Genomic DNA, 24,682 nt, shown 5'->3' on the forward strand with positions numbered 1-24,682 from the left:
CGGGGAGCCGCGCGAGCCGGGGAGCCGCGCGAGCCGGGGAGCCGCGCGAGCCGGGGAGCCGCGCGAGCCGGGGAGCCGCGCGAGCCGGGGAGCCGGAGCGACCCCAAGGCCGCGGCCCGGCCAGCCATTGCGCTCCAGCCGCATGCCGCACCCACGACGCAGCCCTGCGGACACACCCACAACACGAAGAAGGACCAACGCAGACGAACAGAGAAGAGGAGAGAGAGAAGAGAGGAGAACCGTAGAGAAGAGAGAAGCGAAGAACGAAGGAAGGGGTTTCACGTGAAACAGCGAGTGGTTTCACGTGAAACAGGCAAGGTCAGTCCTCGCGCTCCCGCATCGCCCGTGCCGCCTCAGGCGCCATCGTCCCGATGATGCGCTCAAGGTCGTCGATCGTCGCGAACTCCACCACGATCCGCCCCTTACGCCGCCCCAGGTCGACCTTGACCTTCGTCTCGAAGTGGTCGGAGAGCCGGTCCGCCAGATGGGTCAGACCAGGAGCCGTAGGCTTGGGCGCCTGCCGCTCACGCGGCGCCTTCTGCGCGGCCTTCGCGCTGCCCATGGCGACGATCTCCTCCACCGCCCTCACGGACAGCAGCTCCGCCACGATGCGCTTGGCCAACTCAACCTGCTCCTCCGCACTGCTCAGGCCGAGCAGGGCGCGAGCGTGCCCGGCGCTGATGGTGCCGGCGGCCACGCGGAGCTGAACCTCCGGCGGGAGGTTGAGCAGCCGGAGCGTGTTGGTGATGTGGGATCGAGAGCGCCCCACCTTGCTGGCCAACTGCTCGTGGGTCGCCTGGAAGTCGTCCAGCAACTGCTGGTAGGCGGCCGCTTCTTCGAGGGCGTTCAGCTGCTCGCGCTGGAGGTTCTCGATGAGCGCGTCCCGGAGGAGGTCGGTGTCCTGGGTGTTCCGGACGATCGCCGGGACCGGGTCAAGACCGACCTGCTGGCACGCCCGCCAGCGCCGCTCTCCCATGATCAGCTCGTACTGGCCGCCACCCACGGAGCGCACCACGATCGGCTGCAGAAGGCCGACCTCGCGAATGGAGTCGGCGAGCTCCTGGAGGCGCTCGTCGTCGAACACCTCACGCGGCTGACGAGGGTTGGGCACGATCGCGGTCAGCGCGACCTCTTTGAAGTACGCTCCAGCGATCGGCTTCGGACCTGCCTCGACCGTGGCACCGTTCGAGGGAGCGGGCGCCGTACCCGGGCCGTCAACGATGGGTCCGGTCGGGATGAGCGCCCCGAGTCCCTTGCCCAATCCCCGCCGCTGCTGACTCACTGCGTCTCCTCATCCAGCCGGTCGATTCCGGTCACTCCAGGAGAGGTTACCGTTGCGGGCCCAGCGGGGTGCCCCCACGCCACACACAGTCCCGTGGGACTTACGCCGACACGGTTACAAATCTGCCCAACTCACGACTCGCGCCGAACGATACCGCTCCCCGCCGGCGTCCACCGCCGACGTCCACCGCGCCGACCCGGCGCAGGCACACCGGAGCACGGGCATGACAGCCCACCCCCTCAGGCCGTACCCGAGAGACCCACGAGCGACCAGCCGTCAGGCCACGGTGGCGCGGTGGGCGATCTCCCGGGCCGCGTCCATGTAGGCCATAGCCCCGCTCGACCCCGGATCGTACGTCATGACCGACTGCCCATAGCTGGGCGCCTCCGACAGCCGGACGCTGCGCGGGATGACCGTCTTCAGCACCGTCTCCCCGAAGTGCGAGCGCACCTCGTCGGCGACCTGTGAAGCCAGCCGGGTACGCCCGTCGTACATCGTCAGGACGATCGTGGAGAGCCGCAGAGCCGGGTTGAGGTGCGCCTTGATGAGGTCGACGTTCCTGAGGAGCTGCCCCAGGCCCTCCAGCGCGTAGTACTCGCACTGGATCGGGATCATGACCTCCTCCGCCGCGACCAGGGCGTTGACCGTCAGCAGGCCGAGGGACGGCGGGCAGTCGATGACGATGTAGTCGAACTCCGCCTCGTACGCCGCCAGCGCCCGCCGGAGCCGGGCCTCCCGCGCCACCAGCGAGACGAGCTCGATCTCCGCGCCGGCCAGGTCGATCGTGGCGGGCGCGCAGTAGAGGTTCGGCATCTCGGGGACCTGCTTGACGATCTCCACCATGGGCAGATCGTCGACGAGCACCTGGTACACATCCGGTACGTCACCACGATGCTCGGTGGCCAGCGCTGTCGAGGCGTTGCCCTGCGGGTCGAGGTCCACCACGAGGACGCGCTGGCCGTGCATCGACAGGGCCGCGGCAATGTTCACCGAGGTGGTGGTCTTGCCGACGCCGCCCTTCTGGTTGGCCACCGCGATCACTCTGCACTTCGCCGGCCGAGGCCAGGAGTTGTCGCCGTCGCCGCTGGTGCCACCCCTCTGGGTGGCGGCGGGCTGCTCGGTGGCTGGCTGAGGGGCGGCCGGTTGGGTGGTGGCAGGTGTTTCACGTGAAACCACTGAACTGAGCGCCTCTCGTACCAACGGCGAATCACCGGGGTTCAGGGGGGTCTGGGTCACGTTGGCCATCCTTTCAACCAGTGGTGTGCCGGTGCCGGGAATTTGCTGTTGCGACACGCCCATTTCGGGCCATCCAACCCCGGTTGGGCTCTCGGACAGACGGCTGTCCGGCCAGCCAAGACCGCAAGACGCGACTGGCACAACCGTCACCTCCTTCGTCGCCGCCTGGCTCGCTCCGGCGCGCGACCCGCTACCACCCGAACCAATGTTGCAGGCGGCTCGACCTTACCGTGCCCGACGGTCACAAGCTCGGCCGTTCGGGCCCCGCAGGCCCGCAATTGGGACTCCGCCTCGGCGAGCTCGCCGGCGGCTCGCTCCCCCTTCATGGCTATCAGCTCGCCGCCCTCACGCAGAAGAGGCATGGCCCATTTCAGCAGCCGGTCGAGTGGCGCGACCGCCCGAGCACTGGCGACGTCGAACTCCCGCTCCCCCGCCAGATCCTCGGCCCGCCCGCGCAGCACCTCGACGTTGTCCAGCTTGAGCGCCTCGACGCACTCCTCCAGGAACACCGTACGGCGAAGCAACGGCTCCAGCAGCGTGACCTCGATGTCCTGGCGGACGATGGCCAGCACCAGCCCCGGCAGCCCCGCCCCCGAGCCGATGTCCACGAGCCGCACCTCCGGCGGCACGGCCTCGGCGACCACAGCGCAGTTGAGCAGGTGGCGATCCCAGATACGCGGCACCTCACGCGGCCCCAGCAATCCCCGGACGACGCCGGGGCCCGCCAGCAGCGCGGCGAACGCGTTCGCACGGTCCCATGCCTCCCCGGCGAAGACGTCCCGCGCTATGTCCGGCGGCGCCGGAAGCTCTTCGCTCACTGGATGCTGGCCCTTTCTCGGTCTCAGGTGGTGTTCGTACTCAGGTTGCCTGCTCGGCGGTGATGCCGGTGGGCGTTCGACGGTGGGTGTCTCGACGTTCTAGGGGCGGTGTCCACCCAAGGCTAGATGTGAGATCACACTGGAAGACTAGCGGGCTGGCATGTGGGTGACGGTCGAGCACGCCGCCGCGCGCCCCTCCCGATCCACCCTCGACACCAAATCCCTTACAAACGACATAGAGCGCATATCACCCGAAAGAAACACTCAGAGACACTTTTCGGGACGAACAACAAGGTCAACGCACAAAACCGCGCGCTCCCCCGCTAACAGCGCCGAACTCCAACGCCAGAGCACAAAGACGCCGGACAACTCACCAACAGCAAGGAACAGGGATCGAGCCGCACAAGCACGGAGGCCAGCCCGCAAACCCGCCAGCGGCCCACATAGGCCCCGCATCCCGTACGTACAGCTATAGATACGGAAACGGCCGCCCATCAGCGCACCCAAGCGCGGACAGACGGCCGAACCGGCTCACCATGCACGTTTCAGGTGGGAAGGACCACCACGTACCGCTGCGGCTCCTCACCCTCGGACTCGCTGCGCAGCCCGGCGGCCGCCACCGCGTCGTGGACGATCTTCCGCTCGAACGGCGTCATCGGGTGCAGCGCCTTCGGCTCACCCTTGTCCTTGACCTGGTTGGCGACCTCGGTGCCGAGCTTGCTCAGCTCGGCCCGGCGCCGCTCGCGGTAACCGGCGACGTCGAGCATGAGCCGCGACCGCTCCCCGGTCTGCCGGTGGACGGCCAGCCGGGTCAGCTCCTGCAGCGCCTCCAGGACCTCGCCGGCGGGCCCGACCAGCTCGTTGCCCTTGAGCCCCACGACGGAGACCATGGCGCGGTCGCCCTCGACGTCCATGTCGATGTCGCCGTCGATGTCGGCGATGTCGAGAAGGCCCTCGACGTAGTCGGCAGCGATCTCGCCTTCCTGCTCAAGCGCGTTGAGATCAGGAGCCTTCTCCTGCTCGGCCTCGGTCATGGCCGGCCTCTCCTTCGTGTTCAAGACTTCTTGCTGCCGGTGCGCTTGCTGCGGGACTGGCGGCTGGGCTGCTGCCTAATGATCTTAGGCTCCGGCGGGGCGGGAGGGGCCTCCTCTTCCGGAGTGGTCTTGCGCATCTTTGCCACCAGGCCGGGCTTGGGCGTCACGGGGATGGCGTTGCCCTTGGCGTCGAACTGCGGCATCGGGTGCCGGCTGTAGAACCAGTGCTGCTGGCCCAGCGTCCACAGGTTGGTGGTGACCCAGTAGAGGATCAGGCCCAGCGGGAAGTTGAGGCTGAAGAAGGCGAACAGCGGCGAGATGTACATCAGGATCTTCTGCTGCTGCGCCATGGGGTTGTCCGGCATCTGCGCCATCGAGCGGGTCACGCTCTGCCGGACGGTGAGGAACGTGGTGAGCGAGCTGATCGCCACGAAGAAGCCGATGACGACCTTCTGGGCGATGTCAGGGGCCTCGAAGAACGTGGCGGGCAGGGGAGCGTTGATGATCAGCGCGTGCTTGGCGCTGTCGACCAGCTCCTGCGACATGCCGAACTTGGCCTGGTCGGCGGCGATGGCCCGCAGCACGGTGAACATCGAGATGAAGATCGGGAACTGCGCCACGACGGGGAGGCAGCCACCGAGGGGGTTGGCGCCCGCGCCCTGGTACAGCGCCATGACCTCCTGGTTCATGCGCTGCTTGTCGTTCTTGTAGCGCTTGCGGAGCTCCTGGACCTTCGGTGCCAGCTCCTGCATCTTCCGCGACGACCGCATCTGCTTGAGGAACAGCGGGAAGATGAGGATCCGCATGCAGACGGTCAGCGTGACGATGGTCAGCGCCCAGGTCAACCCGCTGTTGGGGTCGAGGAAAGTGCTGTAGACCTGGTGGATCCAGGTGATGACTTGGGCGACGGCCGTGTACAGCCAATTGAGCCAGGACAGCTCCACCGAGCTAGCTCCCTTGCGTTTCGTGGGACCGGACCGGGCGTGGGGGCACCGGGTCTATACCTCCGGGATGGAATGGGTGGCACCGCCCGATGCGCCGGACAGTCAGCCATGTGCCGCGCAATGCCCCATGTACGGCAATCGCCTCGAGCCCATACGCGCTGCACGACGGGTAGAACCGGCAGCGTGGACCGAGCATCGGGCTGATGAACGCCCGGTAGAACCGAATGGGGATGATCAGCGCCCGGGCGGCGAGGCCCGGCATCCCTTGCGGCTGCTCCGTCATCTGTGTCCACCCGTCGAGGACTCGCGCCGCCTGAGCAAACGATCCAGCGCGGCGTCGAGATCGGCGGCCAGTTGCTCGACGCACGCGGACGCGGCCGGTGGATTGGCGCGTACCACCAGCAGGCTACCTCGCGGCAGCCGGTCGAGACGGTCGCGCATCAGGTGTCGGAGCCGTCGTTTGACCTTGTTCCGGGTCACCGCGCCACCAACGGCCTTGCTCACCACGAAACCAACCAGAGGTGTCTCTTCCCCAGAAAGGTTGAGATGCACCACCAAAGTGGGGCGTCCGGCGCGTTTGCCGCGTCGGACCGCCGCTTCGAACTCGTCCCCGCGCCGCATGCGGGATTGACGGGACAGCACCGTATACGCCTAACGCCCGTCGGCGAGGTACACCGACGGGCCGGACTTCGGGCGCGGGTCGATCAGGCCGACAGCTTCTCGCGGCCCTTGCGGCGACGGGCGGCGAGGATGGCGCGACCGGCCCGGGTGCGCATCCGCAGCCGGAAGCCGTGGGTCTTCGCGCGGCGACGGTTGTTCGGCTGGAAAGTACGCTTGCTCACGGGTGGGCTCCAGGCTTGAAGGTGCGCCCAGGGGCGCTTATACACACATGGCTGGCCTGCCGTGGGAGCGAGGGCACGCGAAATAGCCGTCGCGTGGCAAGCCGACCGTCGTACGTTACGGGCCAACGGCGTCCCAGGTCAAACTGAACGGGTTATCCACTGATCCACAGGCGACTTTTCCACCGCCGGGCCCACGTCCACAGTTTGTGCATCCAGGTGCCACTACGCTGTGGACAACGTCTTGAACACAGCTGTGCACATGGATACTGTCGGCCCTTCTGGACCACCGGAAACACCGTGCACAGCCTGTGGATCTCCTGTGGAGGACCTGGGTACGAAGCCCTGCCGCCACGCTGTGGACGAAGGGGTCGCCGACCGCTCGGGGCGACCACGGTCATGTGGATAAACGATCGCGGGGGGCCGCGAGAGGAAGGAGGGGAGCCGCACCATGAGTGGTGTCGACCTCGGCACGGTATGGGCGAGGGCCCTGGGCAACTTCCTCAACGAGAACGTGCCCATCCAGCAGCGCACCTGGCTGTCGATGGTCCGTCCGATCGCTCTCGCGGACGACACGATCGTGCTCGGCGTCCCCAACGACTTCCTCAAGGACCTCATCGAGGGCAAGTTGCGCCCGCTGGTGGCCCACGCGCTGTCCCAGGAGCTGGGGATGACGATGCGGCTGGCCGTGATGATCGACACCACGGCTCCGGAACAGCCTTTGCCGGACGTCCATCAACAGCCTGTGAATGTGCCTTATCCCCAGAGTGTGGATAGCCAGCCGCGTTACACACAGCCGGTGCAACCCCAGCACTACCAGGCATCCGAGCCCCCGCAGTTCTATTCTCCACAGCCCGAGCAGCCTCCGGCGTCCACCGAATATCCACAGCCTTCGTTCTCTTTTGAACAGGTGCAGCCGTACACACCGCCTGTGGAGAAAGCGCCGGAGCCGGCACCGAATCGCTGGGAAGCGAAGAGCAACAAGCCCAGCGAGCCGGCCAGACTCAACCAGAAGTACACATTTGAGACATTCGTCATCGGCGCCAGCAACCGGTTCGCGCACGCCGCGGCCGTGGCGGTGGCCGAATCCCCCGCGAAGGCGTACAACCCGCTCTTCATTTACGGCGACTCCGGCCTGGGGAAGACCCACCTGCTGCACGCGATCGGGCATTACGCGCAGAGCCTGTACGACGGCGCCCGGGTGAGATACGTGAGCTCGGAGGAGTTCACCAACGACTTCATCAACAGCATCCGCGACCACAAGGCCGACGGCTTCCGCGGCCGCTACCGCGCGATCGACATCCTGCTTGTGGACGACATCCAGTTCCTGGAGGGCAAGGAGCAGACGCAGGAGGAGTTCTTCCACACCTTCAACACCCTGCACAACGCCAACAAGCAGATCGTCATCTCCAGCGACCGCGCGCCCAAGCAGCTCATCACGCTGGAGGACCGGCTGCGCAACCGGTTCGAGTGGGGCCTGATCACCGACGTCCAGCCGCCCGAGCTGGAGACCCGCATCGCGATCCTGCGGAAGAAGGCCATCCAGGAGGGCCTGGCCGCGCCGCCCGAGGTGCTGGAGTACATCGCGAGCCGGATCTCCACCAACATCCGCGAGCTGGAGGGCGCCCTGATCAGGGTGACCGCGTTCGCCAGCCTCAACAGGCAGGGTGTGGACCTGCAGCTCGCCGAGGTCGTGCTGAAGGACCTGATCACCTCGGAGTCCGACACCGAGATCACGATCGCGGCCATCATGACCGAGACCGCCAACTACTTCGGCATCAGCATCGAAGACCTGTGCGGCACCTCGCGCAGCCGCGCGCTCGTCAACGCCCGGCAGATCGCCATGTACCTGGCGCGCGAGCTGACCGAGCTGTCGCTGCCGAAGATCGGCCAGCAGTTCGGCGGCCGCGACCACACCACCGTGATGCACGCCGAGCGCAAGATCCGGTCGCTCATCGCCGAGCGCAGGTCGATGTACAACCAGGTCAACGAGCTGACAATGCGTATCAAACAGAGCAAGCGTGGATCTTGATGCTCGTACACAGCCTGTGGAAAACACTGTGGACCAGCGGAAACGCAAAATTGGCGCGTCGGTACGACCGCCAATGCCGGGAAAAATCCACCCACAAGGGCTGGGGACGAATCTGGGGACATCCTGAGGAGAACCTGGGGATGACTCGTGGATAACGTGTGGACGGCCTGTGAACAGTCGATCTGGGACTCCAGAAGGCCCCCTCTTACCCCGTGGACAACCTGTGGAAACCTCGTGGATAACCGGTGGATGAACACCCCATGATCTGGGGACGGCCTGTGGGCGACGAATCTCCATCCCCAGGCGGCGAAGTTTCCCCCAGGCGTCACCCACACCCTCGGTGGATGAAAACAGGGGCACTGAGCTGCGAGGACATCAGTTGTCCACAGTTCCCACAGCCCCTAGTGTGATGACCTCTTATCTCTCTTACTAAGAAAATCAAAGACCCATAGAGGGGTTCTCCCCGAACCGCGGTGCGGGAGAGTGAACACTTGAATCAACGACGAACCCAGGAGGCTGATCACCGTGATGTTCCGAATCGAGCGAGACGTCCTCGCTGAGGCGGTGGCATGGACGGCACGCAGTCTCCCGGCGCGCCCGTCGGTGCCCGTGCTCGCCGGCATGCGCCTGGAGGTGACGGAGGGCCAGCAGCTCAAGCTGTCGGGGTTCGACTACGAGGTCTCCGCCGAGGTCACGCTCGAACTCCACACCGGTGAGGCGGGCGTCGTCCTGGTCTCGGGCAAGCTGCTCGCCGAGATCACGCGCGCGCTTCCCGCACAGCCTGTGGACTTCGTGGTGGAAGGCGCCAAGGCCGTCGTCACGTGCGGCAGCGCCCGGTTCACCCTGCTGACCATGCCTGTGGAGGACTACCCGTCGCTCCCGGCCATGCCGCCGGCCGCCGGGCGGGTGGGCAGCGACGTGTTCGCCTCCGCCGTCAGCCAGGTCGCCGTCGCGGCGGGCCGGGACGACACGCTGCCGATGCTCACGGGCGTGCGCATGGAGATCGAGGGCGACACCGTCACCCTCGCCGCCACCGACCGCTACCGGCTCGCCGTGCGCGAGCTCAAGTGGCAGCCGGGCCAGCCCGACTTCGCCGCGATCGCGATGATCCCCGGCAAGACGCTCGCCGACACCGCCAAGGCCCTCGGCACCACCGGCGCCGAGGTGGAGATCGCGCTCAGCTCGGCCGGCGGCACCGGCGAGGGCATGATCGGCTTCTCCAGCGCGGGCCGGCGCACCACGACGCGGCTGCTCGACCCCGAGTTCCCCAAGTACCGCTCGCTGCTGCCCACGGAGTTCTCCGCGCGCGCCGACCTGTCCACAGGCCCGTTCGTCGAGGCGGTCAAGCGCGTGGCCCTGGTCGCCGAGCGCAACACCCCCGTACGCCTGGCGTTCAAGAGCGGCGAGGTCGTGCTGGAGGCCGGCAGCGGCGACGAGGCGCAGGCCGTCGAGGCACTGCCTGTGGATTACGAGGGCGAGGAGATGAACATCGCCTTCAACCACCAGTTCCTGCTGGAGGGGCTCGGCGCGATCGACTCCGACGTGGCGCGCCTGCAGATGACGACCTCGACCAAACCGGCCATCCTCACAGGGGGCAAGCCTGTGGACGAAGGCGCAGGTACGGACTACCGTTACCTGATCATGCCCATCCGCCTGTCGGGCTGATCCCGTCATCGGAGATGATGGAAGCCTGACAAGGGGGTAGAGGAGCGTCATGCAGATCGGCATGGTGGGACTGGGCAAGATGGGCGGCAACATGGCCGAGCGGCTGCGCCGCGGCGGCCAGGAGGTGGTCGGTTACGACCGCGACCCCGGCATCAGCGACGTGGCCAGCCTGAAGGAGCTGGTCGAACGGCTGTCCGCGCCGCGCGCGGTCTGGGTCATGGTTCCCGCGGGCAAGCCCACCCAGCAGACGATCGACGAGCTCGGCGAGCTGCTCGACGAGGGCGACATCGTCGTCGACGGCGGCAATTCACACTATGTGGACGACCAGAAGCACGCCGCCGAGCTGCGCGAGAAGGGCATCGGCTTCGTCGACTGCGGCGTGAGCGGCGGCGTGTGGGGGCTCCAGAACGGCTACGCCCTCATGTGCGGCGGCGAGCAGACCGACGTCGACCGGCTCATGCCGATCTTCGAGACGCTCAAGCCTGAGGGCGAGGACGGCTTCGTCCACGCCGGTGACGTCGGTGCCGGCCACTTCGCGAAGATGGTCCACAACGGCATCGAGTACGGCATGATGCAGGCGTTCGCGGAGGGCTGGGAGCTTCTGGAGGCGTCCGACGTCGTCAAGGACGTCAGGGGCTCCTTCAGCAGCTGGCGCACCGGCACCGTCATCCGCTCCTGGCTGCTCGACCTGATGGTGCGGGCGCTCGACGACGACGAGCACCTCGACCAGCTCCGCGGTTACGCCCAGGACTCCGGCGAGGGCCGCTGGACGGTCCAGGCGGCCGTCGACCACGCCGTGCCGCTGCCGGTGATCACCGCCGCCCTGTACGCGCGGTTCGCCTCGCGCCAGGACGACTCCCCCGCGATGAAGGTCGTCGCCGCGCTGCGCAACCAGTTCGGCGGCCACGCGATCACCTCGACCGAGGGCAGCACCGGCAAGGGCGCCGACTCGCCCGGCGCCGACGTGGCCCCGCCGCGCGAAGCCGAGTAACCCGGCCGAGCAGCCCAGCCGGGGTCCGGCCGGTCGGGCCGGCCGGTGGTCCACAGGCCGGCCGGGGAAGCCCGAGGTTTTCCACAGGACGGCAAGCCGGTGACACGGGCGGCCCCCGCGGCGGACTAACCTTCGTGGGGTGCATGTCGCCCACCTCTCGCTGACCGACTTCAGGTCCTACGCGTCCGTGGAGCTCGGTCTGGAACCGGGCGTCACGGCTCTCGTCGGGCCCAACGGCCAGGGCAAGACCAACCTGGTCGAGGCCCTCGGCTATGTCGCGACGCACTCCAGCCACCGCGTGGCCAACGACGCGCCGCTGGTGCGGCAGGGGGCCGCGCGGGCCATCGTGCGCTGCGCCGTCCACAGGGACGACCGGCGGGCGCTGGTGGAGCTGGAGATCAACCCGGGCAAGGCCAACCGGGCGCGGCTCAACCGCTCCCCCGTGTCCAGGCCGCGCGACGTCATCGGGCTGCTGCGCACGGTGCTGTTCGCGCCGGAGGACCTGGCGCTGTCCAAGGGCGACCCGTCGGAGCGCCGCCGTTTTCTCGACGACCTGCTCGTGGCCAGGGCCCCGAGGTTCGCCGGGGTCCGGGCCGACTACGACCGGGTGCTGAAGCAGCGCGGCGCCCTGCTGCGCACGGCCGCGCAGGCCCGCAGAGGCAGCAGGAGCGGCCGGCGGGCCGAGAGCGACACCGCGTTCGCCGCCGCGGGCGCCGGCGACGTCCTGAGCACGCTGGAGGTGTGGGACGCCCACCTCGCCAGGCACGGCGCGGAGCTGTTGCGGGCGCGGCTGGAGCTCATCGAGGCGCTGCGCCCGCTGGTGGCCGGGGCCTACGCCGCGCTGGCCCCCACGAGCGCCCCCGCGACGCTGGCCTACCGCAGCACGTTGTCCACAGGTGGGGACGGCGCGGAGGACGAAGTCGCCGGTGAGCGGGGATCTCCCGATGCGCAGACGTTATCCACAGACTTGGGGAAAACCCTTGAACAGCAGCTCCGCGACCGGCTCACGGAGGTCCGCCAGGCCGAGCTGGAACGGGGCGTCACGCTGGTCGGCCCACACCGCGACGACCTGATCCTGGGCCTCGGCGACCTGCCCGCCCGCGGCTATGCCAGCCATGGCGAGTCGTGGTCGTTCGCGCTGGCGCTGCGGCTGGCCGCCTACGACCTGCTGCGGGCCGACGGCGGCGACCCGGTGCTGATCCTCGACGACGTGTTCGCCGAGCTCGACAGCCAGCGCAGGCGCAGGCTGGCCGAGATCGTCGCGCCGGCCGAACAGGTGCTGATCACCGCCGCCGTGCCCGACGACGTGCCGAAGGAGCTGGCGGGGGCCCGTTTCGACGTCGCTGAGGGGAGCGTGACCCGTGTCCGATGAGCAGCACAACGCGGCGGCCAGGGGGGCCGCCATGGCGAGGGAGAAGCTCGCGCAGGCGAAGGCCGACGCGGCCAAGCGCGGCCAGCTCCCGCGCCGCGAGCCCAGGCGCAAGGCCGGCCCGCGCAGGGAGGCCGGCGATCCCCAGCTCTTCGGCCGGGCCATCGCCGACCTGCTGGCCGACCGCGGCTGGGAGCGCTCGGCGGCCGTCGGCGCGGTGTTCGGCCGGTGGAAGGAGATCGTCGGCCCCGACCTGGCCGCCCACACCCGGCCGGAGTCCTTCGACGAGGGCGAGGTGCTCATCGCGGCCGATTCCACGGCCTGGGCGACGCAGGTCAGGCTGCTCGCGCGCACCCTCATCCGCAGGCTCAACGAGGAGCTGGGTGACGGTTCCGTGACAAAGGTCAAGGTCAGGGGGCCGCAGAACGCGCCCCGGCCCACAGGGGGTTTGCGGGTGACCGGAAGTAGAGGGCCCGGCGACACCTATGGTTAGGCGCCGGGGGCGATCAGACAGCCGCAGACGCGATAAGCCCCCTTTCCGAAGGGGGGATGCTTGAGTGGGGGGCAAATCGAGCTAGGGCGCATCACAGGCGCGTGTATTGCCACCACGGGCTCCGGGAAGCGGTAGAATGAAAAAGGATTCCGGACACGTCCGCTTGCGTGTCACCCCGGCAGTAAGCCGACTCCCCCGGGTGACCGCGCATCGGGGCACTCACGACGGTGACGGGCACGGTAGGGGCAGCATGAAGTTGACGGCCTCCCCCGCCGCGTGTCCGCGGCAGGAGGATTTCGCAGTTGTCCTACGACGCTAGCTCAATCACCGTACTCGAAGGACTTGAGGCGGTTCGCAAACGCCCGGGTATGTATATCGGCTCCACCGGTGAGCGCGGCCTGCACCACCTCGTCTACGAGATCGTGGACAACGCGGTGGACGAGGCGCTGGCCGGTTTCGCCACCAGGATCGACATCTCGCTGCTGGCCGACGGCGGCGTGCGCGTCGTCGACAACGGCCGCGGCATCCCCACGGGCATCCACCCTGTGGAGAAGCGCTCGGCCGTCGAGGTCGTGCTGACCACGCTCCACGCGGGCGGCAAGTTCGACAGCCAGTCCTACGCGGTCTCCGGCGGCCTGCACGGCGTCGGCTCGGCCGTCGTCAACGCGCTGTCCACCGCCATGGACGTCGAGGTCAAGCAGAACGGCCACTACTGGCGGCAGCGCTACGAGCACTCCAAGCCCACCGCGCCGCTGGCCCAGGGCGAGGAGACCGACGAGACCGGCACGACGATCACGTTCTGGCCCGATCCCGACGTCTTCGAGACCACCACCTGGAACTACGAGACGCTCTCGCGCCGGTTCCAGGAGACGGCCTTCCTCAACAAGGGCCTGACGATCACGTTCACCGACGAGCGGCCCGACCACGTCAACGGCGAGCCGCACACGGTCGAATACCACTACGAGGGCGGCCTGGCCGACTTCGTCAAGCACCTCAACGCCAAGAAGGAGGCGGCGCACGCGTCGATCGTCTCCTTCGAGGAGGAGGGCGACGGCATCGCGGTCGACATCGCCATGCAGTGGAACAACTCCTACTCGGAGTCGGTCTACACGTTCGCCAACATGATCAACACGGCTGAGGGCGGCACCCACGAGGAGGGCTTCCGCGCGGCGCTGACGACCATCGTCAACCGCTACGCGCGCGAGCAGAAGTTCCTCAAGGAGGGCAAGGACGACAACCTCTCCGGCGAGGACGTCCGCGAGGGCCTGACCGCGATCATCTCGGTCAAGCTGTCCGACCCGCAGTTCGAGGGCCAGACCAAGACCAAGCTGGGCAACACCGAGGCCAAGTCGTTCGTGCAGAAGGCCTGCAACGACCACCTGCGCGACTGGTTCGAGCGCAACCCCGGCGAGGCCAAGGACATCATCAACAAGTCGCTGCAGGCCAGCCGCGCCCGCCTGGCGGCCCGCCAGGCCCGCGACCTGACCCGGCGCAAGTCGCTCCTGGAGTCCGGCAGCGGCCTTCCCGGCAAGCTGGCCGACTGCCAGTGGAACGACCCGGAGAAGTGCGAGCTGTTCATCGTCGAGGGCGACTCGGCCGGCGGCTCGGCCAAGGGCGGCCGCGACTCGCGCTTCCAGGCGATCCTGCCCATCCGCGGCAAGATCCTCAACGTCGAGAAGGCGCGGATCGACAAGGTCCTGAAGAACAACGAGGTCCAGGCGCTCATCACCGCCCTGGGCACCGGCGTGCACGACGAGTTCGACATCGCCAAGCTGCGTTACCACAAGGTGATCCTGATGGCCGACGCCGACGTCGACGGCCAGCACATCAACACCCTGCTGCTGACGCTGCTGTTCAGGTTCATGCGGCCGCTGATCGAGGCCGGGCACGTCTACCTGTCGTGCCCGCCGCTCTACAAGATCAAGTGGGACCGGAAGGGCGAGGACGCCTCCTACGCCTACTCCGACGCCGAGCGCGACGCGGTCATCAACGACGGCATCGCGCAGGGCAAGGCAGACCCGCGCCCGCGGGACAACGTCCAGCGGTTCAAGGGCCTCGGCGAGATGAACGCCGGCCAGCTCTGGGAGACCACCATGAACCCGGCGACGCGACTGCTGCGCCTGGTCACGCTCGACGACGCGGCCCAGGCCGACGACCTGTTCAGCGTGCTCATGGGCGAGGACGTCGAGGCGCGGCGCGACTTCATCATCCGCAACGCGCGCGACGTTCGCTTCCTCGACGTTTAAGAAGGACCTAAACCTGTGACGGACGTGAACACCACTCCCCCGGCTGACCGCATCGAACCGGTGGACATCCAGTCCGAGATGCAGCGCAGTTACATGGACTACGCGATGTCCGTCATCGTGTCCAGGGCGCTGCCTGACGTGCGCGACGGTCTCAAACCGGTGCACCGACGGGTGCTCTACGCGATGTACGACGGTGGCTACCGTCCCGACCGCGGCTACTTCAAGTGCGCCCGCGTCGTCGGTGACGTGATGGGCACCTACCACCCCCACGGCGACACCTCGATCTACGACGCGCTGGTCCGCCTGGCCCAGCCGTGGTCGCTGCGCTATCCGCTGGTCGACGGGCAGGGCAACTTCGGCTCGCCGGGCAACGACCCGGCGGCCGCGATGCGGTACACCGAGTGCAAGCTCGCGCCCATCGCCATGGAGATGCTGCGCGACATCGACAAGGACACCGTCGACTTCCGCCCGAACTACGACGGAAAGTCGCAGGAGCCCGACGTCCTGCCGGCGCGGTTCCCGCAGCTGCTGGTCAACGGCTCGGGCGGCATCGCGGTCGGCATGGCCACCAACATCCCGCCGCACAACCTGCGCGAGGTCTCGGCCGCCGTCCGGTGGTACCTGGAGAACCCCGAGGCCGACGACGAGGAGCTGCTGGAAGCCTCGATCAGGCTGGTCAAGGGGCCCGACTTCCCGACCAAGGCGCTGATCGTCGGACGCCGGGGCATCGAGGACGCGTACCGCACCGGGCGCGGCTCGATCACCATGCGCGCGGTCGTCGAGGTCGAGGAGGACAAGGGCCGGCAGGCGCTCGTCGTCACCGAGCTGCCGTACCAGGTCAACCCGGACAACCTGGCGTTGAAGATCGCCGAGCTGGTGCGCGAGGGCAAGCTCTCGGGCATCGCCGACGTACGCGACGAGAGCTCCTCGCGGGTCGGGCAGCGCCTGGTGATCGTGCTCAAGCGCGACGCGGTCGCCAAGGTCGTGCTCAACAACCTGTACAAGCACACCCAGCTCCAGGACACCTTCGGCGCCAACATGCTGGCGCTGGTCGACGGCGTGCCGCGCACGCTGCGGCTCGACCAGTTCATCCGCCACTACGTGGCCCACCAGGTCGAGGTCATCGTCCGCCGGACGCGTTACCTGCTGCGCAAGGCCGAGGAGCGCGCGCACATCCTGCGCGGGCTGCTGAGGGCCCTTGAGCGGCTCGACGACGTCATCGCCCTCATCCGGGCCTCGGAGTCGGCCTCGCACGCCCAGCAGGGCCTCATGGGGCTTCTGGAGATCGACGAGATCCAGGCGCAGGCCATCCTGGACATGCAGCTGCGCAAGCTGGCCGCCCTGGAGCGGCAGGCCATCCAGGACGAGTACGACGGCCTGATGGCCCAGATCGCCGAGTACAACTCGATCCTGGCCAGCGAGGCCCGCCAGCGCGAGATCATCGGCGACGAGCTGACCGAGGTCGTCAACCGCTACGGCGACGAGCGCAAGACCGAGATCGTCGCCTACGACGGCGACATGTCGATCGAGGACCTCATCGCCGAGGAGGAGATCGTCGTCACGATCACCCGCGGCGGTTATGCCAAGCGGACTCGTACCGACCTCTACCGGGCGCAGAAGCGGGGCGGCAAGGGCGTGCGCGGCGCCCAGCTGCGCCAGGACGACATCGTCGACCACTTCTTCGTCACCACGACGCACCACTGGCTGCTGTTCTTCACGAACAAGGGCCGGGTGTACCGGGTCAAGGCGTACGAGCTGCCTGACGCCGGGCGTGACGCCCGTGGCATGCATCTCGCGAACCTTTTGGCCATGCAGCCCGACGAAACAGTCATGGAAGTTCTCGACCTCCGCGACTACGACGTCGCCCCCTACCTGGTGCTCGCCACGCGCAGCGGCCTGGTCAAGAAGACGCGCCTGTCCGAGTACGACTCCCCCAGGTCGGGCGGTCTGATCGCGATCAACCTGCGCGAGGACGACGAGGTCATCGGCGCCCGCCTGGTCTCCGAGACCGATGATCTGCTGCTCGTCTCCAAGGGCGCGCAGTCGATCAGGTTCACCGCCTCCGACGAGGCGCTGCGGCCCATGGGCCGCGCGACCAGCGGTGTCATCGGCATGAGGTTCCTCGAAGGAGACGAACTTCTCGCCATGAATCGGATCGCCGACGGTCAAGATGTGCTTATCGCCACGAAGGCTGGGTACGCAAAACGGACGCCAGTGGAGCAGTATCCAGTTCAAGGACGTGGCGGTAGGGGCGTGCTGACTGCGAAAATCGTGAGTTCCCGTGGCAAGCTGGTCGGAGCCGTCATGGTCAACCCAGAGGACGAGGTCTTCGCGATCACGTCCGCCGGCGGGGTGATCCGGACGAGTGCCGGCGAGATCAAGCAGTCCGGCCGCCAGACCATGGGAGTGCGATTGATGAACCTCGCCGAAGGCGACAGCGTGGTTGCCCTCGCCCGGAACGCGGAGTCGATGGAGACTCCGGTGGAGAATGAGGAAGACGGGGGAGGAGAGTAAATCATGAGCGCCCAGGGTGGCACTGCCAGAGCCCAGGCGGCGTCGGGTAACGGACAGCAGCCGAAGAAGTCCACTGAGCCGGAAATCTTCAATTCGGTCGACGGCGAGCAGGACAGGACGCCCGCGAAGGGCGCCGCCGCTCAGCCCCGCTCCAAGGACGAGCCGCAGGCGGAGGGCAACGAGACGGTGCGCCTCCGTCCGTCGCTCACCAGTGAGGCACCTCCGCCCGTCGAGATGCCCAAGAAGAAGTCGTCGAACAACGCGGGGTCCAGGCTGCCCCGCAAGGCACACCTGGTGTTGCGCCGCATCGAGCCGTGGTCGGCCATGAAGTTCAGCTTCGTGGTGTCCCTGGTCTGCTTCGTGGTGCTCTTCGTGGCAGTGGCCGTCCTGTACGGCGTGCTGTCGGCCCTGGGGGTGTTCGACTCACTCGTCGACCTGGTCAACCAGCTCGGCAAGGGTGAGCAGGGACAGAGCTCGATCCCGATCAACATCGCCTCGTGGTTCGAGCCGGTGCGCATCCTCGGGTACACCGCGCTGATCGGCGCCGTGAACGTGGTGCTGATCACCGCTCTGTCCACGCTGGGCGCGGTCATCTACAACATCGCTTCCGACCTGGTCGGGGGCGTTGAGGTGACGTTCAGCGAGGCCGAATAGCAGGTTCGGGCGGGGGCTCGTGCCGTACCGGGGTGGCTGGTACGGCACGAGCAGCCCGTCGGACACGGTAAGCTTTTCTCGTCCGAACAACTGGTTCGCCTCCAAGAGGCGAATGCGATACCGTTCGGTGTGCGGGGCTATAGCTCAGACGGTTAGAGCGCTTCCCTGATAAGGAAGAGGTCCCAGGTTCAAGTCCTGGTAGCCCCACAGTTTCTCAATGCAGAGGCCGTTTCCCGGAGATCGGGGGACGGCCTTTTGAGTGTTTGCCATCAATGTGCCGCCACGAGCGTCAGCCATCAGGTGACAGAGGTCGATTCGCATTGACATCAGCTGGGGGCGCGGCGGCGCTGGGCGAGGTCGAATGATGGGCGGGCGAACGATCCGCCGGCGGGCCCATCACTCGATCCTCTCTGACCACTGACCCGGCTGAGGGCCTGCTCGTCCCGGGCGGAACGGCGGGAGTGCGCGGGCTCGCCTCCTACTTGCGGTACTTCGTGCGCGTCACGTCCGGGCATGCGGCGTTCCTGTACATGCCGGCGTCGATCGGGATGGCCTCGTCGACGACATCTGTGTAGGCGCCGGAAGGCACGCCGTCGGGATGAGCCGCCACGATGGTCCGGCCCGGCGCGTAGTACCTGGCCTCACCGATCGCCGCGGCCAGGTCGGAGTCCGAGCTCACCACCAGCGCCGCCTCGCACACTTCGGTGCACAGGTCACCGACCAAGTGAGCCGCCAGCGGCACGTCGACCTGCTTCTCCTGAAAGCTGCCGGTCTTGTCGTCGTACTTGGTCTTCCCCATGAACGGCTGGAACTGCTTGCCGTAGACGCGGAAGGTGTCCTGGCCGAACTGCTTCTGATTCACTCCGGCCTGACCGCTCAGCGCCGTGGTGAAGTACTTCACCCTGATCAGCTGCCGTTGTACGCCTTCCCGTAGTGGAGGTTGGCCGCGTCGATGTAGGCGATCCATCTGCTGTCGCTGTTCAGGATTGCCTCGGCCGCTCCATATGAGGTAGCTGACGCCCAGCAGGCTACGGAGCGGGGCTGCCGTAGCATTGGCGCGACCTGATCAGCGGAGGGGTGATATGCGCAGATACGTTGCGGTCATTACCATCGTCTCGTCGCTCCTGGCCGGTTGTGCAATTTCGTTTTCAGGACAGGAAGGGGAATCGCCGCCTCGCTTCTCGATCGATCCGCCCCCTGTCGATCGCGCGCTCGCGGATCTTACGAAAAGCGCCAAAGGCAAGGTGTTGCTTCATCATGTCGATGAGCAGGGGCGGACTGACCGCTGGACCACGAAGCTCAAGATGGGAGCATCGTTTCGCCTTGAGGTGGATTGCGTTGGAGCGAGCGGGACGATAATCGTCCGCGTAGGCAGAACTCAGCTCCCTCATCGGTGCTCCATCGAGCCTGGCGGTGTGCGCGTCAGCATGATCCCCGACGACGCGGCTGTCCGGAGCGTCAAGGTCGAGGCGCCCGAGGGTGCCAAATGGGCGATTCTCATGTGGCAGCTGCCGCAGAGTTAGCAAGGCGCGCTGGTGATCAGCGATCGCGCTGATGAGGAAAGGCCCCAGATTCGGGTCGATGAGGCTGGGGCGGTCCGCAGGGCGTTCGTAGGATCGGGCGCATGGGGATGTTCGTCTCGGTCAGAGGGTGGCTTGAGCTGGGGTTCGCTCAGAAGCCGGACGCCGAGCGCGTCATCGCGGACGACGACCCCTACTCCGGCGGCTGGGCGTGGCCGGCGAAGCCCTTCAACTGGACGCTCTACCTGTTCTACGGGGGCGACGTCAGAGAGGGCGCGCTGCACGAGATCCGGGCCAAGGTCGAGCGACTGGCCGCACTGCCGCCGGTGGACGAGGACGGAGACCGGCCGCGGGGAGTCTTCGTGGTCACCGACGAGCGCGGCCGGGCGCGATGCTGGCACGTCCGTGAAGGGGCGGTCCTCGACGTCCCGGCGCCGGACTTCGGGTGGTTGGCGAGCTAGTACCGGAACCGGCCTTCGCCACCGGCGCGCGGTGGCAGAATGTCGCGGATGTCGAGGGCGGGGTCGTTGTGGCGGCAGCGGGATTTCGTGCTCCTGTGGGGCAGCCAGACCACCAGTTCGCTCGGGAACGAGATCTCCTATCTGGCGTTACCCCTGGTCGCGGGGCTCGTGCTGGACGCCTCGCCGGTGGAGCTCGGGCTGCTGACGGCGGCGCGGCGGTTGCCGGTGCTGTTCGCGTCGTTGCCGGCGGGGGCCCTGAGCGATCGGTGGCGCAAGCGGCCGGTGATGATCGTCGCGTTCCTGGTGTCCGGGTGTGCGATGGGAACGGTGCCCTTGGCGGCCGTGGCCGGAGGGCTCACGCTCGGGCAGCTCTACGCCGTGGCGCTGGTGGTCGCGACGTGTGAGGTGTTCTTCACGCCCGCCTACCAGACGTACCCGCTGACGTTGCTCGGGCCTGAGCGGTTGATGGAAGGGAACGCCAAGCTCACCAGCACGGTCACGGTGGCGGGGATGGCGGGGCAGCCGGTCGGCGGGGTGTTGATCTCGCTGTTCGGGCCGGCCAAGGCGGTGCTCGCCGACGCGCTGTCCTATCTGGTGGGCGCGCTCGCGCTGGCGCTGATCCGGTCGCCGGAGGCCAGGCCGGAGCCGAAGGAGCGGGCCCCTCGGCTGCGCGAGCAGATCGCGGAGGGGCTGCGGTACGTCGTCCGCCATCGTGTGATCGGGCCGCTGGTGCTCTACATGGCCACGGTCAGCTTCTGCATCGCCGGGCTGAGCGCGCTGGAGGTCAACTACGTCGTACGGGAGCTCGGCTGGTCGGGCCTGGCGACCGGCCTGGTGTTCGGGGTGAGCATGGCCGGCGGGCTGGCGGCCGGGGCGATCGCGGGGCCGCTCACCGACCGGTACGGCATGCCGCGCGTGCTGCTCGGGGCCGCCTTCGCGTACCCGTTGTGCAGCGGGTCGATCGGGCTGGTGGGGCCCGGACTGGCCGGGCAGCTCGTGGTGGGCGTCTCGTGGACGTTGATGATCATCGTCACGCTCGTCTTCCAGAGCACCCAGCGCAGTCTGCGGCAGCTCCTGACGCCCAAGGAGATGCAGGGGCGGCTGGCGGCCACGTCCCGCTGGCTCACCTGGGCCGCCACGCCGGTCGGCGCGGTCCTCGCGGGGGCGCTGGCCGGCGGGATCGGCATGCGCGGCACGCTTGTCGTGTTCTCGGCCGGGATGCTGGCCGGTCCGGTGGTCATGTGGTTCTCGCCGCTGCGCGCGTCCCGGCGGGAGATCGAGCGGGACGTACGGACGGCGACGGCGGGGTAGCTCCGGGATCGCCGGGTCACACGGCGAAGAGCAGGGCGGCGTTGACGAGGAGGGCGACGGCGGTCGCGAAGTGCACGCCGAAGGCGACCGCCTTGGTGCCGCCGTTGCGGAGCACGATCAGGGTGTCGCCCAGGGGCAGCAGCGCGACGATCAGCATGAACCAGGCTTCGGCCTGGGCGCCGACGAAGGCCAGCAGGGCCAGGCCGAGCAGCCCGTACGTGCCGTCGCGCAGCCCCTTGATGGTCAGGTAGGCGCGGTCGCCGTCCTGCTTGGCGGGGACGCCGTAACCGGCGGCCGCGGCGACCGGGACGAACAGGAAGCGTGCGCCGATGAACACGACCAGCAGGTTGAGGGCGATGGCGAGGCCGTAGGCAAGGGTGGTGAGCATGTCCGTCTCCAAGAGCTAGCGTTGCTAGGAACGAGGACGACGCTAGCAGAACGATGACAGAAGCGCTAGCGGTGCTAGAATCAAGAGCATGTCGATACAGGCGCGCCGGGAGCGCGAACGTGCGGAACGCGAGAAGCTGATCATCACGGCCGCCTGCGAGCTGGCCGAGGCCGAGGGCTGGGAGGCGGTGACGACGCGGCGGCTGGCCGAGCGCATCGAGTACAGCCAGCCGGTGCTCTACAGTCACTTCAAGGGCAAGGGCGCGATCATGGCGGCCGTGGCCGTGGAGGGATGCGCGATCCTCGCGGACGAGCTGCGCGCGGCCCGTACCGCCGCTCCGGACGCCGGCAGCGCCCTCGCGGCCGTCGGCGCGGCCTACACGGCGTTCGCCGAGCGGCGTCCGGCGCTCTACGACGTCATCTTCAGCCAGAACGTCGACCTGCCGTTCGCCACGCCGGAGGCTCCGGCGGCCCTGCACGCGGCCTTCGGCGAGCTGGTCGAGGGGCTGCGCCCGCACGCCGGCGAGGGGGAGGACCTGGGCCTGCTCACCGAGACCTACTGGGCGGCCCTGCACGGGCTGGTCACGCTCATGCGCGGCAAGCGACTGCCGGCCGAGCAGCACGAACGCAGGCTGGAGCTGCTGCTGAAGCGGTTCGCGGCCTGACGGTCCGACGGTTTGACCTTGTCACCGGCGTCAACGTCTACCCTCGTTGCCCGCACATCGACGAGAACGGACGACCCCCGTGAGCACCCACCGCACCACCCTGGTCGAGCTGGACCAGAGCTTCTTCGACGCCCTGGTGGCCAACGACCACGACCGCCTGAAGGACCTGCTGGCGGACGACTTCGTCCTGGTGGGGGTCGAGGACGGCGCGGTCGCCGGCAAGGACGTCCTGCTCGACCTGGTGACGTCGGGCAGCCTGCGGTTCCCGACGATCGACTCGTTCCCCGACGAGGCCATCGTGCGGGTGATCGGGGACGTCGGGATCGTCGTGGGGCGTACGGGGATGAACTTCACGAACCCCGACGGCAGCACGTTCAGTGCCGGCAGCCGGTACACGCACGTGTACGCCATCGGCCCCGACGGAGGCTGGCGGCTGGTCTCGGCGCAGGGCACGGCCATCAAGGCGTGACCTGATCACGCCTCGACGGAAGGCCGGGTCAGCCGCCTTCCGGTTTCCGCCATTCCGCGGTGACCTTGAGGTGGGCCTCCCCTGTCGATTCGGCGACGACCACGCCGGCCTTGGCGGTCAGCTTCATCCCGAACTCGACCGCGACCACGTCCGGCGGCTCGGGGCATGACCGCATGCGGCGCAGGACGTCGGTGGCGAAGGTCTGGACGCGCTGGAGGCCCGCGCCCAGCGCCTCCGGCATGCGTTCGACGGCAGCGCGGGTCCGTCCGGCGGGAAGCGGCTCGTCGCCGGGCCGCTCGTTGACCTCCACGAGCACGATGCCGCCGTCGTCGAGGGGGACCTCAAGGAAGTAGCGCACGGTTGCCTCCTGTCCTGGGACAGGTGCAAGCATGGTGGACGGGCCCGCCCGGTGCGGGCTGTTTCGCCGCAGCGATGCGCCACGCCCGGGGAAGGGGTTCCCGTTGACAGCCCCAGAGGGCGCGAAGTTATCCACAGGTTGGGGACGGTTGTCCACAGTGGTGGACAAGTCTGAAATCATTGACACGATGTCTGGATTGTTTTACCTTCCCTGCTTGTGATGTCGTACGAGGAAAAGGGCGCCTGGGTCTATCTCGTGGCGACGGCCGGCGCCTACGTGGCCTACGTCATCGTCATCCTGAGCCGGGCCGGCGACGGCCCGCTCAGCGCCGTCCCCTATGTCGCGCCGATGGTGTGGGCGATCGGGATCAGCATCGTCCTGTCGATCGTGGGCCGTATCGTGGTCGAGATCGTGAAGCCCAGCGAGAGTCACAAGAGCGACGTGCGAGACAGGGAAATCAACCGTTCCGCCCAACATGTCGGAGGCGTCGTGCTCGCCGCCTCCATGGTGGTCCCCCTTGGCCTGACCATGGCGGAAGCCGACCATTTCTGGATCGCCAACGCCATTTACGCCGCGCTCGTCCTGTCCACTCTGGTGGCCACCCCGCTGCGGCTGCTCGCCTACCGGAGGGGCCTGTAGGCATGGGCAAACCGACCAAGGTGACCAACTCCATCAGGGCCCTGCGGTTCGCGCACGGGGAGATGACGCAGGCCGAGCTGGCCCAGCGGGTCGGCGTCACGCGGCAGACCGTCATCGCCATCGAGCAGGGCCGCTATTCACCCTCTCTTGAGGTGGCCTTTCAGATCGCCCGGGTGTTCCGGGTGCCCCTGGACGACGTCTTCCAGTATCCGGACGCCGACGGCTAGTTATCCACAGGCGCGTCGGTTTTCCACAGGCTGTCGAGAGCGGTGGCGACGGCCGCGATGGAGTCGTGCGCGGAGCGAATGCGGGCGGTCTGGGTCTCGTCCGTCCAGCCGAGTCGCAGGCCCTCCTCGGCCAGCGCGTCGAAGGCCGTGAACGCGGCCAGTTTCTGGCGCAGGACCTTCGACCAGGCGTCGTCCTCGATCCGGTAGTAGACGTTGCGCTCCCCCGGCCTTCGCAGCTTGTGGACGAGCCGGATCGACGTCAGCAGCTGCATGGTCGTCGTCAGCGACGCGCGGCTCGCGCCGATGGCGTCGGCGATGTCGGAGGCCGTCTGCGCGGGCGGGTCGCAGACCATCAGCCAGCCCAGGACGCGGCCGGTGATCGGGGCCAGCCCCCACTCCTCGGAGACGAAGTCCGCCACCCGCTCGACCCAGTCGAGCACCTGCTCCCGGCCCGGACCGTCCGGCGACTGCATGTGGGACCCTCTCCATCGACATCGCTCTGTGTGAGTCGTCAAATACTAGGAGCAA

The 24,682-nt window shown here is 67.9% G+C and carries 27 protein-coding genes and 1 tRNA gene; 16 read left to right on the forward strand and 12 right to left on the reverse strand.

The window, feature by feature from the left end; all coding sequences use genetic code 11:
* Positions 1 to 319: 319 nt before the first annotated feature.
* The 8 genes from ACWEJ6_RS24445 to rpmH form a co-directional block, all read right to left on the reverse strand.
* Positions 320 to 1,282 (reverse strand): ParB/RepB/Spo0J family partition protein, encoded by a 963-nt coding sequence (locus tag ACWEJ6_RS24445; RefSeq protein WP_387671791.1) that lies wholly within the window; start codon positions 1,280 to 1,282, stop codon positions 320 to 322.
* 276 nt (positions 1,283 to 1,558) lie between these two features.
* Complete coding sequence (locus ACWEJ6_RS24450; RefSeq protein WP_452426388.1) at positions 1,559 to 2,518, reverse strand: ParA family protein; 960 nt, start codon at positions 2,516 to 2,518, stop codon at positions 1,559 to 1,561.
* Positions 2,519 to 2,664: 146 nt separating this feature from the next.
* The gene (gene rsmG / locus ACWEJ6_RS24455) at positions 2,665 to 3,336 is read right to left on the reverse strand and encodes a 16S rRNA (guanine(527)-N(7))-methyltransferase RsmG (RefSeq protein WP_352322967.1); all 672 of its coding nucleotides are present in this window, start codon (positions 3,334 to 3,336) and stop codon (positions 2,665 to 2,667) included.
* A 545-nt stretch (positions 3,337 to 3,881) separates the two neighbouring features.
* On the reverse strand, positions 3,882 to 4,370 hold the full coding sequence (locus ACWEJ6_RS24460) for a Jag family protein (RefSeq protein WP_452426391.1): 489 nt from the start codon (positions 4,368 to 4,370) through the stop codon (positions 3,882 to 3,884).
* 20 nt (positions 4,371 to 4,390) lie between these two features.
* Positions 4,391 to 5,314, reverse strand: coding sequence for a membrane protein insertase YidC (gene yidC, locus ACWEJ6_RS24465; protein WP_352362300.1), 924 nt, complete (start codon positions 5,312 to 5,314; stop codon positions 4,391 to 4,393).
* Between the two features lie 4 nt (positions 5,315 to 5,318).
* Positions 5,319 to 5,576 carry a membrane protein insertion efficiency factor YidD gene (gene yidD, locus ACWEJ6_RS24470; RefSeq protein WP_352322972.1) on the reverse strand — a complete coding sequence of 86 codons (258 nt, stop codon included), beginning with the start codon at positions 5,574 to 5,576 and terminating at the stop codon, positions 5,319 to 5,321.
* A 17-nt stretch (positions 5,577 to 5,593) separates the two neighbouring features.
* Positions 5,594 to 5,935 (reverse strand): ribonuclease P protein component, encoded by a 342-nt coding sequence (gene rnpA, locus ACWEJ6_RS24475; protein ID WP_387671795.1) that lies wholly within the window; start codon positions 5,933 to 5,935, stop codon positions 5,594 to 5,596.
* A gap of 83 nt (positions 5,936 to 6,018) precedes the next feature.
* A complete protein-coding gene (gene rpmH / locus ACWEJ6_RS24480) occupies positions 6,019 to 6,156 on the reverse strand; it encodes a 50S ribosomal protein L34 (RefSeq protein ID WP_043614899.1) in 138 nt (45 codons plus the stop codon).
* A gap of 448 nt (positions 6,157 to 6,604) precedes the next feature.
* Between rpmH and dnaA the strand changes: the two genes are divergently transcribed.
* The 9 genes from dnaA (at position 6,605) to ACWEJ6_RS24525 (ending at position 18,324) form a co-directional block, all read left to right on the forward strand.
* Positions 6,605 to 8,185 (forward strand): chromosomal replication initiator protein DnaA, encoded by a 1,581-nt coding sequence (dnaA, locus tag ACWEJ6_RS24485; protein WP_452426394.1) that lies wholly within the window; start codon positions 6,605 to 6,607, stop codon positions 8,183 to 8,185.
* A gap of 525 nt (positions 8,186 to 8,710) precedes the next feature.
* Positions 8,711 to 9,850: a DNA polymerase III subunit beta gene (gene dnaN / locus ACWEJ6_RS24490; RefSeq protein WP_387659418.1), complete on the forward strand. Its 1,140-nt coding sequence runs from the start codon at positions 8,711 to 8,713 to the stop codon at positions 9,848 to 9,850.
* A 49-nt stretch (positions 9,851 to 9,899) separates the two neighbouring features.
* Positions 9,900 to 10,841: a phosphogluconate dehydrogenase (NAD(+)-dependent, decarboxylating) gene (gnd, locus tag ACWEJ6_RS24495; protein ID WP_452426396.1), complete on the forward strand. Its 942-nt coding sequence runs from the start codon at positions 9,900 to 9,902 to the stop codon at positions 10,839 to 10,841.
* A gap of 139 nt (positions 10,842 to 10,980) precedes the next feature.
* Complete coding sequence (gene recF, locus ACWEJ6_RS24500; protein ID WP_358291201.1) at positions 10,981 to 12,213, forward strand: DNA replication/repair protein RecF; 1,233 nt, start codon at positions 10,981 to 10,983, stop codon at positions 12,211 to 12,213.
* Positions 12,203 to 12,703: a DUF721 domain-containing protein gene (locus ACWEJ6_RS24505; RefSeq protein WP_352324557.1), complete on the forward strand. Its 501-nt coding sequence runs from the start codon at positions 12,203 to 12,205 to the stop codon at positions 12,701 to 12,703. The genes recF and ACWEJ6_RS24505 overlap by 11 nt, the downstream gene beginning before the upstream one ends.
* A gap of 302 nt (positions 12,704 to 13,005) precedes the next feature.
* On the forward strand, positions 13,006 to 14,949 hold the full coding sequence (gyrB, locus tag ACWEJ6_RS24510) for a DNA topoisomerase (ATP-hydrolyzing) subunit B (RefSeq protein ID WP_387671800.1): 1,944 nt from the start codon (positions 13,006 to 13,008) through the stop codon (positions 14,947 to 14,949).
* A gap of 15 nt (positions 14,950 to 14,964) precedes the next feature.
* On the forward strand, positions 14,965 to 17,463 hold the full coding sequence (gyrA, locus tag ACWEJ6_RS24515; RefSeq protein ID WP_452426398.1) for a DNA gyrase subunit A: 2,499 nt from the start codon (positions 14,965 to 14,967) through the stop codon (positions 17,461 to 17,463).
* A gap of 3 nt (positions 17,464 to 17,466) precedes the next feature.
* Positions 17,467 to 18,117 carry a DUF3566 domain-containing protein gene (locus ACWEJ6_RS24520; RefSeq protein ID WP_387671803.1) on the forward strand — a complete coding sequence of 217 codons (651 nt, stop codon included), beginning with the start codon at positions 17,467 to 17,469 and terminating at the stop codon, positions 18,115 to 18,117.
* A gap of 133 nt (positions 18,118 to 18,250) precedes the next feature.
* Positions 18,251 to 18,324: transfer RNA gene (locus tag ACWEJ6_RS24525), tRNA-Ile, on the forward strand.
* A 271-nt stretch (positions 18,325 to 18,595) separates the two neighbouring features.
* Here ACWEJ6_RS24525 and ACWEJ6_RS24530 read toward each other — a convergent pair.
* Positions 18,596 to 19,018, reverse strand: a complete 423-nt coding sequence (locus ACWEJ6_RS24530; protein WP_452426400.1) for a hypothetical protein — start codon at positions 19,016 to 19,018, stop codon at positions 18,596 to 18,598.
* A gap of 181 nt (positions 19,019 to 19,199) precedes the next feature.
* On the opposite strand from ACWEJ6_RS24530, the gene ACWEJ6_RS24535 reads away from it, so the two are divergent.
* The 3 genes from ACWEJ6_RS24535 to ACWEJ6_RS24545 all read left to right on the forward strand — a co-directional run bounded on the left by ACWEJ6_RS24535 (position 19,200) and on the right by ACWEJ6_RS24545 (position 21,409).
* Positions 19,200 to 19,640, forward strand: a complete 441-nt coding sequence (locus ACWEJ6_RS24535; protein ID WP_452426402.1) for a hypothetical protein — start codon at positions 19,200 to 19,202, stop codon at positions 19,638 to 19,640.
* Between the two features lie 101 nt (positions 19,641 to 19,741).
* Positions 19,742 to 20,098, forward strand: coding sequence for a hypothetical protein (locus ACWEJ6_RS24540; protein ID WP_387671806.1), 357 nt, complete (start codon positions 19,742 to 19,744; stop codon positions 20,096 to 20,098).
* A 48-nt stretch (positions 20,099 to 20,146) separates the two neighbouring features.
* The gene (locus ACWEJ6_RS24545; RefSeq protein WP_452426403.1) at positions 20,147 to 21,409 is read left to right on the forward strand and encodes an MFS transporter; all 1,263 of its coding nucleotides are present in this window, start codon (positions 20,147 to 20,149) and stop codon (positions 21,407 to 21,409) included.
* 16 nt (positions 21,410 to 21,425) lie between these two features.
* Here the strand turns inward: ACWEJ6_RS24545 and ACWEJ6_RS24550 are convergent, their stop codons facing one another.
* A complete protein-coding gene (locus ACWEJ6_RS24550) occupies positions 21,426 to 21,797 on the reverse strand; it encodes a DUF4267 domain-containing protein (RefSeq protein WP_387671810.1) in 372 nt (123 codons plus the stop codon).
* Between the two features lie 88 nt (positions 21,798 to 21,885).
* On the opposite strand from ACWEJ6_RS24550, the gene ACWEJ6_RS24555 reads away from it, so the two are divergent.
* Both ACWEJ6_RS24555 and ACWEJ6_RS24560 read left to right on the forward strand, forming a co-directional pair.
* Positions 21,886 to 22,461 (forward strand): TetR/AcrR family transcriptional regulator, encoded by a 576-nt coding sequence (locus tag ACWEJ6_RS24555; protein WP_452426405.1) that lies wholly within the window; start codon positions 21,886 to 21,888, stop codon positions 22,459 to 22,461.
* A 79-nt stretch (positions 22,462 to 22,540) separates the two neighbouring features.
* Positions 22,541 to 22,930: a YybH family protein gene (locus tag ACWEJ6_RS24560; RefSeq protein ID WP_452426407.1), complete on the forward strand. Its 390-nt coding sequence runs from the start codon at positions 22,541 to 22,543 to the stop codon at positions 22,928 to 22,930.
* A 28-nt stretch (positions 22,931 to 22,958) separates the two neighbouring features.
* Here ACWEJ6_RS24560 and ACWEJ6_RS24565 read toward each other — a convergent pair whose 3' ends face one another.
* On the reverse strand, positions 22,959 to 23,288 hold the full coding sequence (locus ACWEJ6_RS24565) for a CU044_2847 family protein (RefSeq protein WP_452426409.1): 330 nt from the start codon (positions 23,286 to 23,288) through the stop codon (positions 22,959 to 22,961).
* 219 nt (positions 23,289 to 23,507) lie between these two features.
* Between ACWEJ6_RS24565 and ACWEJ6_RS24570 the strand changes: the two genes are divergently transcribed.
* Both ACWEJ6_RS24570 and ACWEJ6_RS24575 read left to right on the forward strand, forming a co-directional pair.
* The gene (locus ACWEJ6_RS24570; RefSeq protein ID WP_387671818.1) at positions 23,508 to 23,927 is read left to right on the forward strand and encodes a hypothetical protein; all 420 of its coding nucleotides are present in this window, start codon (positions 23,508 to 23,510) and stop codon (positions 23,925 to 23,927) included.
* 2 nt (positions 23,928 to 23,929) lie between these two features.
* Positions 23,930 to 24,154, forward strand: coding sequence for a helix-turn-helix transcriptional regulator (locus tag ACWEJ6_RS24575; protein WP_352324570.1), 225 nt, complete (start codon positions 23,930 to 23,932; stop codon positions 24,152 to 24,154).
* Here the strand turns inward: ACWEJ6_RS24575 and ACWEJ6_RS24580 are convergent.
* Positions 24,151 to 24,627 (reverse strand): GbsR/MarR family transcriptional regulator, encoded by a 477-nt coding sequence (locus tag ACWEJ6_RS24580; RefSeq protein ID WP_358291173.1) that lies wholly within the window; start codon positions 24,625 to 24,627, stop codon positions 24,151 to 24,153. The genes ACWEJ6_RS24575 and ACWEJ6_RS24580 overlap by 4 nt on opposite strands.
* Between the last annotated feature and the right edge of the window lie 55 nt (positions 24,628 to 24,682).

Source organism: Nonomuraea sp. NPDC004702 (genome assembly GCF_053601695.1).

Excerpts from the sequence above, each read along its gene's own strand:
- gnd (WP_452426396.1), top strand. The coding sequence starts at position 9,900 with ATGCAGATCGGCATGGTGGGACTGGGCAAGATGGGCGGCAACATGGCC.
- ACWEJ6_RS24460 (WP_452426391.1), bottom strand. The coding sequence starts at position 4,370 with ATGACCGAGGCCGAGCAGGAGAAGGCTCCTGATCTCAACGCGCTTGAG.
- yidD (WP_352322972.1), bottom strand. The coding sequence starts at position 5,576 with ATGCCGGGCCTCGCCGCCCGGGCGCTGATCATCCCCATTCGGTTCTAC.
- ACWEJ6_RS24540 (WP_387671806.1), top strand. The coding sequence starts at position 19,742 with ATGGGGATGTTCGTCTCGGTCAGAGGGTGGCTTGAGCTGGGGTTCGCT.
- ACWEJ6_RS24580 (WP_358291173.1), bottom strand. The coding sequence starts at position 24,627 with ATGCAGTCGCCGGACGGTCCGGGCCGGGAGCAGGTGCTCGACTGGGTC.
- dnaA (WP_452426394.1), top strand. The coding sequence starts at position 6,605 with ATGAGTGGTGTCGACCTCGGCACGGTATGGGCGAGGGCCCTGGGCAAC.
- rnpA (WP_387671795.1), bottom strand. The coding sequence starts at position 5,935 with ATGCGGCGCGGGGACGAGTTCGAAGCGGCGGTCCGACGCGGCAAACGC.
- ACWEJ6_RS24520 (WP_387671803.1), top strand. The coding sequence starts at position 17,467 with ATGAGCGCCCAGGGTGGCACTGCCAGAGCCCAGGCGGCGTCGGGTAAC.
- ACWEJ6_RS24555 (WP_452426405.1), top strand. The coding sequence starts at position 21,886 with ATGTCGATACAGGCGCGCCGGGAGCGCGAACGTGCGGAACGCGAGAAG.
- ACWEJ6_RS24570 (WP_387671818.1), top strand. The coding sequence starts at position 23,508 with ATGTCGTACGAGGAAAAGGGCGCCTGGGTCTATCTCGTGGCGACGGCC.
- ACWEJ6_RS24545 (WP_452426403.1), top strand. The coding sequence starts at position 20,147 with ATGTCGAGGGCGGGGTCGTTGTGGCGGCAGCGGGATTTCGTGCTCCTG.
- ACWEJ6_RS24575 (WP_352324570.1), top strand. The coding sequence starts at position 23,930 with ATGGGCAAACCGACCAAGGTGACCAACTCCATCAGGGCCCTGCGGTTC.
- ACWEJ6_RS24550 (WP_387671810.1), bottom strand. The coding sequence starts at position 21,797 with ATGCTCACCACCCTTGCCTACGGCCTCGCCATCGCCCTCAACCTGCTG.
- ACWEJ6_RS24535 (WP_452426402.1), top strand. The coding sequence starts at position 19,200 with ATGCGCAGATACGTTGCGGTCATTACCATCGTCTCGTCGCTCCTGGCC.